Origin of the sequence: Brachybacterium massiliense (assembly GCF_900184245.1) — a bacterium.
Lineage (GTDB): Bacteria > Actinomycetota > Actinomycetes > Actinomycetales > Dermabacteraceae > Brachybacterium > Brachybacterium massiliense.
The window spans coordinates 334,439-349,007 of the sequence record NZ_FXXB01000008.1; the positions used below are offsets into that span (position 1 = coordinate 334,439).

At 71.1% G+C, this 14,569-nt stretch carries 12 protein-coding genes; 3 read left to right on the plus strand and 9 right to left on the minus strand.

Annotation, left to right across the window (positions count from 1 at the left end; translation table 11 throughout):
• Positions 1 to 78: 78 nt before the first annotated feature.
• From BN4251_RS11510 to BN4251_RS11550, 9 genes are all read right to left on the minus strand, one after another.
• Positions 79 to 930: a shikimate dehydrogenase gene (locus BN4251_RS11510; protein ID WP_087485239.1), complete on the minus strand. Its 852-nt coding sequence runs from the start codon at positions 928 to 930 to the stop codon at positions 79 to 81.
• Entirely contained in the window at positions 927 to 2,102 is a 1,176-nt protein-coding gene (gene mltG / locus BN4251_RS11515; protein WP_087485240.1) for an endolytic transglycosylase MltG, read from the minus strand. Before mltG ends, BN4251_RS11510 begins: the two co-directional genes overlap by 4 nt.
• Entirely contained in the window at positions 2,102 to 2,635 is a 534-nt protein-coding gene (gene ruvX, locus BN4251_RS11520) for a Holliday junction resolvase RuvX (protein ID WP_087485241.1), read from the minus strand. The genes mltG and ruvX overlap by 1 nt, the downstream gene beginning before the upstream one ends.
• Complete coding sequence (gene alaS / locus BN4251_RS11525) at positions 2,632 to 5,340, minus strand: alanine--tRNA ligase (RefSeq protein ID WP_087485242.1); 2,709 nt, start codon at positions 5,338 to 5,340, stop codon at positions 2,632 to 2,634. The genes ruvX and alaS overlap by 4 nt, the downstream gene beginning before the upstream one ends.
• A 134-nt stretch (positions 5,341 to 5,474) precedes the next feature.
• Positions 5,475 to 6,101, minus strand: a complete 627-nt coding sequence (rpsD, locus tag BN4251_RS11530) for a 30S ribosomal protein S4 (RefSeq protein WP_087485243.1) — start codon at positions 6,099 to 6,101, stop codon at positions 5,475 to 5,477.
• A 132-nt stretch (positions 6,102 to 6,233) separates the two neighbouring features.
• Entirely contained in the window at positions 6,234 to 7,604 is a 1,371-nt protein-coding gene (locus tag BN4251_RS11535; RefSeq protein WP_087485244.1) for a replication-associated recombination protein A, read from the minus strand.
• A 43-nt stretch (positions 7,605 to 7,647) separates the two neighbouring features.
• The gene (locus tag BN4251_RS11540; protein ID WP_087485245.1) at positions 7,648 to 8,754 is read right to left on the minus strand and encodes a quinone-dependent dihydroorotate dehydrogenase; all 1,107 of its coding nucleotides are present in this window, start codon (positions 8,752 to 8,754) and stop codon (positions 7,648 to 7,650) included.
• Positions 8,755 to 8,788: 34 nt separating this feature from the next.
• Positions 8,789 to 9,217 (minus strand): hypothetical protein, encoded by a 429-nt coding sequence (locus BN4251_RS11545; protein WP_087485246.1) that lies wholly within the window; start codon positions 9,215 to 9,217, stop codon positions 8,789 to 8,791.
• Complete coding sequence (locus tag BN4251_RS11550) at positions 9,214 to 9,579, minus strand: hypothetical protein (protein WP_087485247.1); 366 nt, start codon at positions 9,577 to 9,579, stop codon at positions 9,214 to 9,216. The genes BN4251_RS11545 and BN4251_RS11550 overlap by 4 nt, the downstream gene beginning before the upstream one ends.
• Positions 9,580 to 9,641: 62 nt before the next feature.
• Here BN4251_RS11550 and BN4251_RS11555 point away from each other — a divergent pair, with 62 nt between their 5' ends.
• The 3 genes from BN4251_RS11555 (at position 9,642) to sucB (ending at position 14,532) form a co-directional block, all read left to right on the plus strand.
• Positions 9,642 to 11,126 (plus strand): leucyl aminopeptidase, encoded by a 1,485-nt coding sequence (locus BN4251_RS11555; RefSeq protein WP_087485248.1) that lies wholly within the window; start codon positions 9,642 to 9,644, stop codon positions 11,124 to 11,126.
• 148 nt (positions 11,127 to 11,274) lie between these two features.
• Complete coding sequence (lpdA, locus tag BN4251_RS11560; RefSeq protein ID WP_087485249.1) at positions 11,275 to 12,678, plus strand: dihydrolipoyl dehydrogenase; 1,404 nt, start codon at positions 11,275 to 11,277, stop codon at positions 12,676 to 12,678.
• Between the two features lie 24 nt (positions 12,679 to 12,702).
• Positions 12,703 to 14,532: a 2-oxoglutarate dehydrogenase, E2 component, dihydrolipoamide succinyltransferase gene (gene sucB / locus BN4251_RS11565; RefSeq protein ID WP_087485250.1), complete on the plus strand. Its 1,830-nt coding sequence runs from the start codon at positions 12,703 to 12,705 to the stop codon at positions 14,530 to 14,532.
• The last annotated feature ends 37 nt before the right edge of the window (positions 14,533 to 14,569 follow it).

Here is a 14,569-nt window from a genome sequence, read left to right on the forward strand (position 1 = left end):
CGGCCACGGAAAGCCGTGCGACGTGGATCACTTTACCCATGCTTTACCGAAGGGGACAAGGCGTGGCGCGCTTCGGGGTCACATGGGCGGGCGGCGACGCTCGAGCTCCGCGCGTGCCGCGGCGAGCATCTGCGGCACCGGCGCGGCAGGGATGCCGAGCATGGAGCGCAGCTGCATGTCCGCCTGATGCGCGAGCATCTCGAGCCCGTCGGCGACCTCTCCCCCGGCCTGCTGGACCACGGCGGCGATCGGAGCGGGCCACGGATCGTAGAGCACGTCCAGCAGCACCTCGGGCAGAGCGAGCCGGCCCTGCTGCCGCCACTGCGCGGCCACAGCTCGGGCGCCGTCGATCGCGAGGGCGCTGATCACGGCCTCCGCTGCGAGCACCTCATGATGACGCTCCCACGGCACGTACTCGACGGCGGCGTGGTGGTCGCGGGCGAGCTGCTCGAGCGGGAGGAGCTTGTGGGGGCTGCGTGCCGAGAGCAGCAGCGTGCGCGCGCCGAGATGGAGCAGTGCGGCGGCGGCGCTGAGGGCGGTGGCCCCGGAGCCGAGCACTCCGCCGGAGCGGATCTCGGTGACGCGGTGGTCCTGCAGCGCGGCGACGATCCCGTGGACGTCGTGGTTCTCGGCGCGCCACCCGCTCCCGGTGCGCAGCAGCGTGTTGGAGATGCCCAGCCGCAGCGAGGTCTCGTCATGCTCCGTCGCGAGCGCGAACGCCTCCGGCTTGCCGGGCATGGTCACGCTCAGGCCCCGGAGCTCGCGCCCCTGGCCCGTCTCGAGGAAGTCGACGAGGCTCCCTGCGGGCACGTCATGGCGCTCGTAGACGGCGTCCTGGATGCCGAGATGCTCGTAGGCGGCGGTGTGCAGCACCGGGGAGAGCGAATGCTCCACCGGTGAGCCGACCACGGCGAAACGGCGTGCGCTCATCCCTTCGAGTTCGCCCATTCCTGCCACTCCGCGACGTTCTGCTCGTGCTCCGCCCAGGTCTCGGCGAACTTGGTCTCGCCGGTGTCCGTGTTGACGCTGACGAAGTACAGCCAGTCTCCCTCGGGCGGATCGGCCACCGCATCGAGCGCGTTCGCGCCGGGTGCGGCGATCGGCCCCGGCGGCAGGCCTGTGTAGAGGTAGGTGTTGTAGGGGCTGTCCGTGGCCCGCTCCTTGTCCGAGGTGCCCACGCTGGTGGACTTGCCCGTCACGTAGTGGACGGTGGAGTCGAACTGGAGCTTCATCGGGGAGCCGTCGGCCTCGCCGGCCCCCTCGAGGCGGTTGTGGATGGTGCGCACGACCATGCCGTAGTCCTCGGGGTTGCGCACCTCCATCTCGGCGAGGGAGGCGATGGTGAGCGCCTCGTGCCACTCCTCCTCGGGGATCTCGCGCGCGGTGAGGTCCTTCTCCGTGCGCTCCCACATCATCGCGATGACGTCCTCGGCGGTCGCGTCCTCGTAGATGTCGTAGCGTCCCGGCGCCAGATAGCCCTCGAGCGACTCGGCGGAGTTCTCGGGGATGCCGAAGCTGGTGTAGTCCTCGGCGGCGGCCTCGAAGTCCTCGGCGGGGATCTCTGTCTCCTCCTCGAGCTGCGCCCAGATCTGCGTCAGGCGCCTGCCCTCGGGGATGATCACCCGGTGGCCCGCGAGGTTCGCCGGGTCCATCAGCCCCTCGAGAGCATCGGCGGAGGTCATCTCGAGCTTCAGCTGGTAGATGCCGGGCTCGATGCGCGAGGCCTCCGGGGTGTTGGAGAAGATGTTCACGAAGGGTCCGGAGGACTTGATCACGCCCTGCTCGACGAGCGTGGCGGCGATATCCGTGCCCGTGTCCCCCTCGGCGACCTCGACCAGGGCCTCACCGCTGCCAGGGCCGGGATAGTCCGTCGCCTCGCTCTCGACGTTGATGTTGTCGGTGATCCAGCGATAGCCCTGGACCCCTCCGACCGCGACGCCGCCGAGCACCAGCACCACCAGCAGCAGCGGCAGCGCACGGCTCACGAAGCCGCCGCGCCTGCGCCCGCGGCGCCGGCCCCGCTTGGAGGACCTCACCCGGTGCGCGGTGCCCTGCTCCTGCGACTCGGCGAGCTCGTCGAACGAGAGGTCCTCGTCGTGCATCAGGTGTCCTCCTGAGTCGTGTCCGGGACAGCGGGCGCCTGGACCCTCTCTCCGCTGCGCGCCCCGGTGGATCGCTCCGTGTCCAGCGCCTGCTGGAGGATCATCACCGCGGCGACCTGATCGACGACCTGGCGATGCTTGCGTCCCTTGCGGCCGGAGCTGTGCAGCGCCTTGTGCGCGGACACCGTCGTCAGCCGTTCGTCGATCAGTCTGACCTCGATTTCCGGCTCCTGGCCGGACAGCAGGGTCACGAGTTCCGCGGCGAAGGCCCGCGCCTTCTGTGCCGCGGCGCCCTCGGCGCCGTTCAGCGACCGCGGGAGCCCCACCATGATGACATGGGCATCGAGCTCACGCGCCTCCTCGGCGACACGCCGCACCGACGTGTCCCGCTCGAGCGTCTCGACGGGGGTGGCGATCATCCCGTCGAGGTCGCTGCGGGCGAGCCCGACCCGGACATCGCCCACGTCGACGCCGAGCCGGACCCCTCGCGGAAGGCCTTCGGACAGGTTCTGCTCGTGACCTGCGGGCATCATGCGCTGCGCGCCGCCTCGATCGACGCGCGCACCGAGGCCAGCGCCGCGGGCACCTGCGACGGCTCGCCGCCGCCGCCCTGCGCCATGTCCGGCTTGCCGCCGCCCCGGCCGCCCATCGCCTCCGCAGCCGAGCGCAGCAGCGCACCGGCGGCGAGGCCGAGCTCGCGAGCGGCGGCGTTGGTGGCGATCACCAGCGCCGCACGGCCGTTCTCATGCCCGGCGACCGCGACCGTGACCGGCGCGTCCTCGCCGAGGCGGCTGCGCAGATCCAGCGCGAGCGTGCGCAGGTCACCGGCGGCGACGCCCTCGCCCGCGTCGTGGGCGAGCAGGCGCACCCCGGCGACATCGCTCGCCGACTCCACGAGCTTGCCTGCCTCGGCCTGCAGCTGCTGGCCCCGCAGGGCCGCGAGCTGCTTCTCCATGTCCTTCATCCGCTGGGTCAGCGAACGGACCCGCTCGGGCAGCTCCTCGGCCGCGCCCACCTTGAGCATCTCGGAGAGCTGGGAGACCAGGGCGTGCTCCTTGGCCTGGTGGCGGTAGGCGGAGAGGCCCACGAGCGCGTCGACCCGGCGCACTCCGCTGCCGATGGACGCCTCGCCCATCAGCTGGACAGTGCCGATCGCGCCGGTGCTGGCCACGTGGGTGCCGCCGCACAGCTCGCGCGACCAGTCCCCGCCGATCGAGACCACGCGCACCACGTCGCCGTACTTCTCGCCGAACAGCGCCTGCGCACCGAGCGCCTTCGCCTCGTCGAGGGACATCTGCTGATCGGTGACCGTCAGCTCGTCCTGGAGCAGCGTGTTCACGCGCCCCTCGATCTGCTCGAGCACCGACTTCGGCACCGCCTGCCCGTAGCGGAAGTCGAAGCGCATCCGGCCCGGGGAGTTCTCGGAGCCGGCCTGGGTGGCGCTGTCCCCGAGCTCCTCGCGCAGGGACTCGTGGACCATGTGGGTCGCGGTGTGGGCGCGGGCGATCGCTCCGCGGCGCTCGAGGTCGATCGTGGCGATCGCGGAGGCGCCCTGCTCGAGGGTGCCCTCGACCAGACGGCCCCGATGCACGATCAGGCCGCGCACGGGCTTCTGCACGTCATCGACCTCGATCAGTCCGCCGCCGGTCAGGGCGATGCGTCCCTGGTCCGCGAGCTGGCCGCCGGCCTCCGCGTAGAACGGGGTGGTGCCGAGCACCACCTCGACCTTGGCGGGCGCCTCGACGGAGTCGACCAGGCTCCCGTCCACCAGCACCGACTCGACGGTGGTGGCGACGGTGTCCTCGGTGTAGCCGACGAAGGGGACCTCGCCGCCGCGCTGGGTGAGCAGGCGGTTGTAGAGGGCGGTGTCGGTGTGTCCGGCCTTCTTCGAGGCGGCGTCGGCGCGGGCGCGCTCGCGCTGCTCCTGCATGGCGCCGCGGAACGCGTCGGCGTCGACCTGCAGGCCCACCTCCTGCGCCATCTCCATGGTGAGATCGATCGGGAAGCCGTAGGTGTCGTGCAGGCGGAAGGCGTCCTCGCCCGCGAGGATCCTGCCGCCGTCCTGCTTCACCGCGCCGGCGAGCTGGTCGAAGATCGAGGTGCCGGTCTCCAGGGTGCGGCGGAAGGCCTCCTCCTCGGCGTAGACGATCTCGCCGATGCGGGGGAAGTCCACCTCGAGCTCCGGGTAGGACTCGACCATGAGGGACTTCGACAGCGGCAGCAGCGCGGGCATGGACGGCTCCGAGTAGCCCAGCAGGCGCATCGAGCGCACTGCGCGGCGGATCAGGCGGCGCAGCACGTAGCCGCGGCCCTCGTTGCCGGGGCGCACGCCGTCGGCGACCAGCATCAGGGCGCTGCGCACGTGGTCGCCGATGATCCGCAGGTGGACGTCGTCCTCCTCGTCCGCCCCGTAGGTGCGGCCGGAGAGCTCCTGCGCCTTCTCGATGACCGGGAAGATCTGGTCGATCTCGTACATGTTCTGCTTGCCCTGGAGCAGGTAGGCCACGCGCTCGACGCCCAGGCCGGTGTCGATCGACTTCTGGTCGAGCTCGCCGAGCAGGGGGTAGTCCTTGCCCTTGCCCTCGCCGCGCAGGAACTGGTCGAAGACCAGGTTCCAGATCTCGATGTAGCGGTCCTCGCCCTTCTCGTCACCGGGCCATTCGGGGACGGTGCCGGTGACGGCGTCGGGCCCGTACTCGGGGCCGCGGTCGTAGTGCCATTCGCCGCACGGGCCGGCCGGGCCGGGCTGGCCGGTGTCCCAGAAGATCTCCTCGCGCGGCAGGCGCACCACACGCTGCGGGTCCAGGCCGATCACCTCGGTGACGTGCCGGTAGGACTCCTCGTCCTCCTCCCAGACGGTGAACCAGAGGCGCTCGGGGTCGAAGCCGAGGCCGCCGTCCTCCTGGGAGGTCGTCAGGAACTCCCACGAGTAGTCGATCGCGCCCTGCTTGAAGTAGTCGCCGAAGGAGAAGTTCCCGGCCATCTGGAAGAAGGTGCCGTGGCGCGTGGTGCGGCCGACGTTCTCGATGTCATTGGTGCGGATGCACTTCTGGACGCTCGCCGCGCGCGGGTAGGGCGCCTTCTCCGTGCCGATGATGTACGGGATGAAGGGCACCATCCCGGCGATCGTGAACAGGATCGACGGATCGGCGGACACCAGCGAGGTGCTCGGCACGATCTCATGATCCTTCTTGGCGAAGAAGTCGAGCCAGCGGCGATGGATCTCGGAGGTGCGCATGGTCGAGAGGTGTCCTTCCTGGAACAGCCGGGGTGGGCCCGCGGCGCGGGCGGCGGGCATCTGCAGACACGAAGGCCCCGGTCAGGGTACCGGAGTACACCCGCCGGGGCCTGTCGCGCCGCGGTGAGAAGAGGTCAGCGCGCGTAGTACTCGACGACCATCTGGACGTCGCAGGTCACGGGGACCTCGGCGCGCTTGGGGCGCGAGACGAGCTGGGCCTTCAGCTCGGGCAGCTCGACCGAGAGGTACGAGGGGGTCGCGGCGAGGACGTCGGAGTTGCCGCCCTCGGCTGCGATCTGGAACGGCTCCATGGCCTGCGACTTGGGCTTGACCTGGATGGTCTGGCCCGGGGAGACGCGGTAGGAGGGGCGGTCCACGAGCTTGCCGTCGACCAGGATGTGGCGGTGCACGACGGCCTGGCGGGCCTGCAGGGTGGTGCGGGCGAAGCCGGCGCGCAGCACGAGGGCGTCCAGACGCATCTCGAGCAGCTCGACCATGCTCTCACCGGTCAGGCCCGGCTCCTTCTTGGCATCCAGGTACGCCTGGTGCATCTGCTTCTCACGGATGCCGTACTGGGCGCGGAGACGCTGCTTCTCCTTGAGTCGCACGGCGTAGTCCGACTCGGTGCGGCGACGGGCGCGGCCGTGCTCGCCCGGGGGGTACGGACGCTTCTCGAAGTACTTGACGGACTTCGGGGTCAGCGGGAGCCCGAGGGCTCGGGAGAGGCGCGCCTGCCGGCGCGCACGGGTGACGTTGGTCACGAGGTCTACCTCTTGTTCGCGTGTGGTGAATCCAGTCTTGCAGCCGCGGATTCAGCGACCCACATTACAGCAGCGATGGCCGCGGGTCCACGGCCGACGGGCCTGGTCACACGTCAACTGATGTGGAGTGGCTCACGTGCGCCGCGAGCGGAGGATGCGGCGCAGCGCCTCGAGGCGTCGGCCGGTGCGCTCCTCGTTGCCGTGCCCGGTGGGGTGGTAGTAGTCCACGCCCACCAGGTCATCCGGTGCGTACTGCTGGGCGACCACTCCGTGCGGCGCGTCATGCGCGTAGAGGTACTCGACCCCGTGGCCGATCTTCTTCGCCCCCGAGTAGTGCGCATCGCGCAGGTGCGCGGGCACACCCTGGCCCTTCCCGGCGCGCACGTCCGCGATCGCGGCGTCGAGCGCCTTGTAGGAGGCGTTGGATTTCGGGGCGGTGGCGATGTGGACCACGGCCTGGGCCAGGGGGATCCTGCCCTCGGGCATGCCGAGCAGCTGCACCGCCTGCATCGCGGAGACCGCGACCTGGAGGGCGGTGGGATCGGCCATCCCCACCTCCTCGCCCGCGGCGATCACCACGCGCCGGGCGATGAAGCGGGGGTCCTCCCCCGCCTCGATCATCCGGGCGAGGTAGTGCAGGGAGGCATCGACATCGCTGCCGCGCATGGACTTGATGAACGCGCTGGTGACGTCGTAGTGCTGGTCTCCGGCGCGGTCGTAGCGCACCGATGCCCGGTTGACGGCCTGGGCGAGGGTCGCCGCGTCGATCTCCTTCGACTCCTTCATCAGCGCCGCGGCGGCCGCCGCCTCGAGGGAGGTGAGGATCTTGCGGGCGTCGCCCCCGCCCAGGCGCAGCAGAGCCTCGCGGGCGTCCTCGGTGAGGGTCACGGCGCCGTCCAGGCCCCGCTCGTCCTCGAGGGCGCGGTCCACGAGCGCGTCGAGGTCCTCTCGCGCCAGGGAGTCCAGGGTGAGCACGATCGAGCGCGACAGCAGCGGGGAGATCACCGAGAAGTAGGGGTTCTCGGTGGTCGCCGCGACCAGCGTGACCCAGCGGTTCTCGACGCTCGGCAGCAGGGCGTCCTGCTGGGATTTCGAGAAGCGGTGCACCTCGTCGACGAACAGGACGGTCTCCCGGCCGACGGTCCGCAGCCGCGAGCGGGCCTGATCGACCACCTCGCGGATGTCCTTGACCCCGGCGAGCACGGCGGAGATCTCCACGAACTCCCGGTCCCCGGACTGCGCGACCACGTAGGCGAGGGTGGTCTTGCCGGTGCCCGGAGGGCCCCACAGGATCACCGAGCTGGGGGCGGTGCGGGAGTCGTCGGCGCCGACCAGGCGGCGCAGCGGGCTGCCGGGCTCGAGCGCGGAATGCTGCCCGACCACCTCGTCGAGCGTGCGCGGGCGCATCCGCACCGCGAGCGGGGCGCGATGGTCCCGGTTGCGGTCGGACAGCGTGCGGGGCGCGGGGGCGTCGCCGGCCAGCGAGAAGAGATCCTCGTCCATCCCACCAGCCTAGGACGGCGGGGCGACGACGGAGCACGATGGCTCAGCCGAGAGGACCGACCTCACGCGCCAGGCGGCCCGGCCAGGCCGGGCCCTCGTAGATCATCGCGGTGTAGCCCTGGACGAGATCCGCGCCCGCCGCGAGCCGGTCGCGGACGTCCTGCGCGGTGGCCACTCCCCCGCAGCTGATGATGACGGCGTCGGCCGGGAGCGTGGCGCGCAGCAGGTGCAGCACCTGCAGCGAGCGCTCGGCGAGCATCGGCCCGGACAGGCCGCCCGCTCCGATCCGTGCGATCGTCTCGGGCCGGGTGCGCAGCGAGGAGGGACGCGCGATGGTGGTGTTGGCCGCGATCACGCCGGCCAGCCCCACCTCGACCGCGAGCTCGGCGACGGCGCGGACATCCTCGTCATGGAGGTCAGGGGCGATCTTGACCAGCACGGGCACCTCGCGGCGCAGGCGCACGCGCGCATCCTGCGCCTCCTCGACGACGGCCTCGAGGACGGGGCGGAGCATCTCGACGCTCTGCAGGTCCCGCAGGCCCGGCGTATTGGGGCTGGAGACGTTGATCGCCAGGTAGCTTGCGTAGGGCGCGAGCAGGCGAGCCGAGAAGCGGTAGTCCTCGGCGGCGTCCTCGAGGGCGGTGATCTTGGACTTGCCGATGTTCACGCCGATGGTGGCGCGCTGGCCGCGCTCGGTGCGACGGGCCTTCGCGAGGCGGCGGGCGAGGGCCTGCGCGCCGTGGTTGTTGAAGCCCATGCGGTTGATCAGGGCCCGATCCTCGACCAGTCGGAAAGAGCGCGGCCGGGGATTGCCGGGCTGGGCCTTCGCGGTCACGGTGCCCACCTCGACGTGGCCGAATCCGAGATCGAGCAGCGCGAGTGGGGCCTCGCCGTCCTTGTCGAAGCCGGCCGCGAGGCCGAGCGGGCTGCGGTGCTCCGTGCCGAGGATCCGACGGGACGGGCGGGCGTCCCGCATCGGGTCGGGGGTGCCGAAGAGGGTGCGCAGCAGGTGCGGCCCGCCGGGCAGCCCGTGAGCCCCGGCCAGGGCACGCATGGTCAGGCGGTGGGCCTGCTCCGGCTCGAGCCTGCTCAGGACGTGGCGGAACAGCGCGGCGTACGGCCCGGTGCGGGCGGTGTCGTCGGAGGTCACGAGGAATACGGTACGCGCTCGCGGGGCGGGATCATCAGTCCTGAGGTCCCTTGCTCGTGGTGCGCGAGAGGTAGAGCAGGGCGATCAGGGGCAGCAGCAGCGGCACCAGGCCGTAATCCAGCCCGTACGCGCCCCACACGGTCCCGTCCGGGAACAGCTCCGGCCTCACGAGGGACAGGGTGCCGACGATCACCACGCCGGCCAGCTCCAGGAGGCACAGCAGGCGCGTGAGGGAGGCGCGCCGGCCCCGTCCCACCAGCGAGATGGTCACGGCGATGTAGGTCGCCGCGGCCAGCAGCGAGAGGCTGTAGGCCACCGGGGCGAAGTCGAAGTCGCGCATCACCTGCACCAGGCTGCGGGCGGTCGCGGAGAGGGCGAAGATCCCGTAGACGGCGATCAGCACCGTCTCGAAGCCGCGCCCGGTGCGGCGACCGGCATCAGTGGTGGGTGCGGGCGCGCTCATGCGAAACCTCCTGGCCAGATCTGATGGGTCCTCATCAGCAGCACCGCCGAGACGACGGCGCACACGGTGATCACCAGGCTCCCCCAGCGGCTGCGCTCGAAGATCCCGACCCATCCGCCGCCCACCGCCATCAGCAGCGCGGTCAGCAGGTAGCCGTACAGCGTGACCCGTTCGGGAGCGGGATGCCCGCCGCCGAGGTCCCGCAGCCCCAGGGCGATGCCGAGCACCAGCCAGACCAGGGCCAGCAGCGCCGTCGCGCCGAGCAGCACCAGGTCCGCGCTCAGGTCGCGCACGGTGTAGTAGAGGCCGAGCAGTGCGACCAGTGCGCACACCGCCGCGACCACGATGCCCAGCACCGTCATGAGTCCTCCGCCCTTCGCCCGGGTCTGCGACACCGTGTCCGACCCGCCCCTACGATAGAGCCATGCCCACCATCACCATCACTGATACATCCCTGCGCGATGTCGCTGCCGACGTCCTCGTCCTCCCGCTGCTCCCCGGAGCAGAAGGAGCCCCCTCCGCCGTTCCCGGCGCACCGGAGATCACCGAGGCCATCGCCGGTCTCGACGCCTCCACCGGCCGGGGCGATCTGCACCGGATCCCCTCCTACGGGCTCGCCTCCGCGGGCTCGCTCCTGCTGGTCGGTCTCGGTGAGGAAGATCTCGCGGCGGTCAGCGACGAGGACCTCCGCCTGGCCTTCGGCGCCGCCACCCGCTCCCTGACGGGCGTCGGCACCGCCGCGATCGCCCTGCCGACCGCCTCCGCGACGCAGCGCGCCGCCGCCCTCGAGGGCGCCGCGCTCGGCGCCTACACCTTCACCGCCCACAAGACCGGCAGCGGCTCCGCCGCGCCCAAGGGCGCCCTCGGCACGATCACGCTCGTCGCCGACGGCGAGGGCGAGGGCGAGGCGGCAGCGTCCGCCGTCGAGCGCTCCGGCGTGCTGGCAGACGTGCTGACCATCGTGCGCGATCTGGTCAACACTCCCCCGAACCTGCTCTACCCGGCCGAGTTCGCCCGGCGCGCGGAGGAGCTCGTGGGCGATCTGCCGATCTCCGTGACGGTCCTGGACGAGAAGCAGCTCGCCGAGGGCGGCTACGGCGGGATCGTGGGCGTGGGGCAGGGCTCGACCCGTCCCCCGCGACTGGTGCGCCTCGAGTACGCGCCCGCAGCCGCGACGAGCTCCGTCGCTCTCGTCGGCAAGGGCATCACCTTCGACACCGGCGGCATCTCGCTCAAGCCTGCCGCCGGGATGGACGACATGACCTCCGACATGACCGGCGCGGCCACGGTGCTGGCAGCCACGGTCGGCGCGGCCCGTCTCGGCCTCGACGTCAAGGTCACCACCTACCTCGCTCTGGCCGAGAACATGCCCGGCGGCGGCGCTCAGCGTCCCGGCGACGTGGTCACGATGCGCAACGGCAGGACCGTCGAGGTGCTCAACACCGACGCCGAGGGGCGGATGGTGATGGCCGACGCCCTGGTCGACGCCGTCGCCGACGAGCCCGACCTGGTGGTCGACGTCGCCACGCTGACCGGTGCGGCCGTGGTCGCCCTCGGCAAGCGCACGGCGGGCGTGATGGGCACCCAGGAGGGGCGCGACCTGGTCATGGCCGCGTCCGAGACCACCGGCGAGCCGTTCTGGCCGTTGCCCTTCCCCAGCGAGCTGCGCGCCGATCTCACCGGCCGTGTCGCCGATCTGCGCAACATCGGCGACCGACCGGGTGGTGCGCTCTCGGCCGGCATCTTCCTGGCCGAGTTCGTGGGCGACGCCCAGTGGGCCCACCTCGACATCGCGGGCCCCGGCTACGCCTCCTCGCCGCTGGGCTACATGGGCAAGGGCGCCACCGGCATGAGCACCCGCACCGTCCTGCAACTGCTCGAGGACGTCGCCTCCCGCGCCGGAGCGTGATGCTCACCGCAGCCGAGCGCTGAAGGATCGCGCGAAGCGGTCGGCCCGGCGCCGCCTGGTGCCCTAGCATGGGACACGCAGGCGGCGCCGTCGGCCATCCAGGTCCGAACGGGTCGCGGAGTTCACGTACACACCGAGGAGCACACAGGTGGCTGAGACACCCACTGACCAGTTCGACGTCGTGATCCTGGGAGGTGGCAGCGGCGGCTATGCGGCCGCGCTGCGCGGCGCCCAGCTCGGCCAGAAGATCGCCCTCGTGGAGAAGGATCAGCTCGGTGGCACCTGCCTGCACCGCGGCTGCGTCCCGACCAAGGCGATGCTTCACGTCGCGGAGCTCGCCGACGCCCCCTCCCACGCCGCCGCGGCGGGCATCGACCTCACCCTCAACAGCATCGACGCCGAGAAGGTGCTCGGTTTCAAGGACAAGATCATCGGCCGCCTCCACAAGGGCCTGCAGGGCCTGGTGAAGTCGCGCAAGGTCGAGTACGTCGAGGGCTTCGGCAAGCTCACCGGCAAGAACACCATCACCGTGGAGACCGGGTCCGGCACCCGCACCCTCACCGGCAAGAACATCATCCTCGCCTCCGGCTCCTACTCGAAGACCCTTCCGGGCATCGATCTCGGCGGCCGGTTCCTGGACTCCGAGGCCGCGCTGCAGCTGCCCGAGATCCCCAAGAACCCGATCATCCTGGGCGGCGGCGTCATCGGCGTAGAGTTCGCCTCGGTGTGGAAGTCGCTGGGCGCCGAGTCCGTGACCATCGTGGAGGGCCTGCCCCACCTGGTCGCCAACGAGGACGAGGCCCTGTCCAAGGCCCTCGAGCGCGCGTACAAGAAGCGCGGCATCACCTTCTCGCTCGGAGTCTTCACCGAGAAGGCCGAGCAGACCGAGAACGGCGTCAAGGTCACCCTCGCCGACGGCAAGGTGTTCGAGGGCGATTACCTGCTGGTGGCCGTGGGCCGCGGCCCGAACACCTCGGGCATGGGCTACGAGGAGCAGGGCATCGAGATGGATCGCGGCTTCGTGCTCGCGAACAAGGAGACCCTCGAGACGAACGTTCCCGGCGTGTACGCCGTCGGCGACATCGTCCCCGGCCTGCAGCTCGCCCACCGTGGCTTCGCCCAGGGCATCTACGTCGCCGAGCGGATCGCGGGCCTGAACCCCGCGCCGATCGTCGAGTCCGGCATCGAGCGCATCACCTACTGCGAGCCGGAGCTCGGCTCCGTGGGCCTCAGCGAGAAGCAGGCCAAGGAGCAGCTGGGCGAGGACGCGGTCGAGGTCTACGAGTACAACCTCGGCGGCAACGGCAAGTCCCAGATCCTCGGCACCACCGGCTTCATCAAGCTGGTGCGCGAGAAGGACGGCCCCATCGTCGGTGTCCACATGATCGGCTCGCGCACGTCCGAGCTGATGGGCGAGGCACTGCTCATCGTCAACTGGGAGGCCTACCCCGAGGATGTCGCCTCCCTCATCCACGGCCACCCCTCGCAGCACGAGGCCATGGGCGAGGCCGCGCTCGCGCTCGCCGGCAAGCCGCTGCACGCCCACGCCTGAGCCTTTCCAGGAGGAGAGAACCCCATGTCTGAAACCGTGAAGATGCCGGCTCTCGGTGAGTCCGTCACCGAGGGCACCGTCACCCGCTGGCTGAAGTCGGTCGGCGACACCGTCGAGGTGGACGAGCCGCTGCTCGAGGTCTCGACCGACAAGGTCGACACCGAGATCCCTTCCCCCGTCGCGGGGACCATCGAGAAGATCCTGGTCGAGGAGGACGAGGACGCCGAGGTCGGCGCCGATCTCGTCGTCATCGGCGACGGCTCCGGGTCCGAGAGCTCCGGCTCGGACGACTCCGGCGCTGAGGCCGAGGAGGCCTCCGCTGACGCCGAGGAGGCCCCTGCCGAGGGCGAGGACCTCGCCTCCGACGAGACCGTCGCTCCGTCCACCGACGAGGAGGCTCCCGCCGGGGAGTCCGAGAAGCCGGCCGACGCCTCCGGCGATGCCGGCTCCGGCGCCTCCGGCGGCGCGGCCGAGGGCCAGGAGGTGACGATGCCGGCGCTCGGCGAGTCCGTCACCGAGGGCACCGTCACCCGCTGGCTCAAGGAGGTCGGAGAGAGCGTCGAGGTGGACGAGCCGCTGCTCGAGGTCTCGACCGACAAGGTCGACACCGAGATCCCCTCCCCCGTCGCCGGCACTCTGCTGGAGATCAAGGTGCAGGAGGACGAGGATGCCGAGGTGGGCGCGGTGCTCGCCGTGGTCGGTTCGGGCGATGCCGCCTCCGCTCCCGCCGAGGACTCCTCCGCGCCCGCTCCTGAGGCCGAGGAGGCTCCGAAGCAGGAGTCCGCTCCGGCGAAGGAGGAGCCGAAGGCCGAGGAGAAGAAGCCCGAGCAGCCGAAGGCCGAGGCCTCTCAGGCCGCCGAGCCCGCGGCGGAGGAGGCCGCTGCGGCTCCCGCGCCCAAGGCCGCTGACTCCGTGACCGGTGCCGAGTCCTCCGGCTACGTCACCCCGCTGGTGCGCAAGATGGCGTCCGAGGCCGGGATCGACCTGTCCACCGTCAAGGGCTCCGGCCTGGGCGGCCGCATCCGCAAGCAGGACGTGCAGCAGGCGATCGACGCGCAGAAGTCGGCCGCTCCGGCCGCTGCTGCGGCGGCGCCCGCGGCTGCCGCCCCGGCGGCTCCGAAGGTCGAGGTGTCCTCCAAGCGCGGCACCGAGGAGAAGATGCCCCGAATCCGCAAGGTCATCGGCCAGCGGATGATGGAGTCCCTGCACGGGATGGCTCAGCTGACCACCGCGGTCGAGGTCGATCTGACCCGCATCGCGAAGCTGCGCGCCCGGGTCAAGGACGACTTCGCCGCCCGTGAGGGTGCGAAGCTCACCTACCTGCCGTTCCTGATGATGGCCGCGGTCGAGGGTCTGAAGACCTACCCGCAGCTGAACTCCACCATCGACGGCGACAAGATCGTCTACCACGGCTCCGAGAACATCGGCATGGCCGCGGACACCGAGCGCGGCCTGGTCGTGCCGGTGATCCGCAACGCCGGCGACCTGAACCTGGCGGGCCTGGCCCGTCAGATCGGTGACCTGGGCGGCCGGGCCAAGGGCAACAAGCTCACCCCGGACGATCTCGCCGGTGCCACCTTCACCATCACCAACACCGGTTCGGGCGGTGCCCTGTGGGACACCCCGATCGTCCCGGCACCGCAGGTGGGCATCCTCGGCACGGGCACGATCACCAAGCGCCCCGTGGTCATCCAGAACGCCGAGGGCGATGACACCATCGCCATCCGGTCGATGATGTACCTGTTCCTCTCCTACGACCACCGCATGGTCGACGGCGGCGACGCCGCCCGCTTCCTCACCTTCATGAAGAAGCGGCTCGAGGAGGGCGCCTTCGAGGGCGAGCTGGGTCTGTGACCCGCTGACCTCTTCCGAAGGACCTGAAGGGCCCCGG

Bases quoted from the DNA above. Each gene is read 5' to 3' on its own strand.
- BN4251_RS11510 (WP_087485239.1), bottom strand. From the start codon at position 930: ATGAGCGCACGCCGTTTCGCCGTGGTCGGCTCACCGGTGGAGCATTCG.
- mltG (WP_087485240.1), bottom strand. From the start codon at position 2,102: ATGCACGACGAGGACCTCTCGTTCGACGAGCTCGCCGAGTCGCAGGAG.
- ruvX (WP_087485241.1), bottom strand. From the start codon at position 2,635: ATGATGCCCGCAGGTCACGAGCAGAACCTGTCCGAAGGCCTTCCGCGA.
- alaS (WP_087485242.1), bottom strand. From the start codon at position 5,340: ATGCGCACCTCCGAGATCCATCGCCGCTGGCTCGACTTCTTCGCCAAG.
- BN4251_RS11535 (WP_087485244.1), bottom strand. From the start codon at position 7,604: ATGGACGAGGATCTCTTCTCGCTGGCCGGCGACGCCCCCGCGCCCCGC.
- BN4251_RS11545 (WP_087485246.1), bottom strand. From the start codon at position 9,217: ATGAGCGCGCCCGCACCCACCACTGATGCCGGTCGCCGCACCGGGCGC.
- BN4251_RS11550 (WP_087485247.1), bottom strand. From the start codon at position 9,579: ATGACGGTGCTGGGCATCGTGGTCGCGGCGGTGTGCGCACTGGTCGCA.
- BN4251_RS11555 (WP_087485248.1), top strand. From the start codon at position 9,642: ATGCCCACCATCACCATCACTGATACATCCCTGCGCGATGTCGCTGCC.
- sucB (WP_087485250.1), top strand. From the start codon at position 12,703: ATGTCTGAAACCGTGAAGATGCCGGCTCTCGGTGAGTCCGTCACCGAG.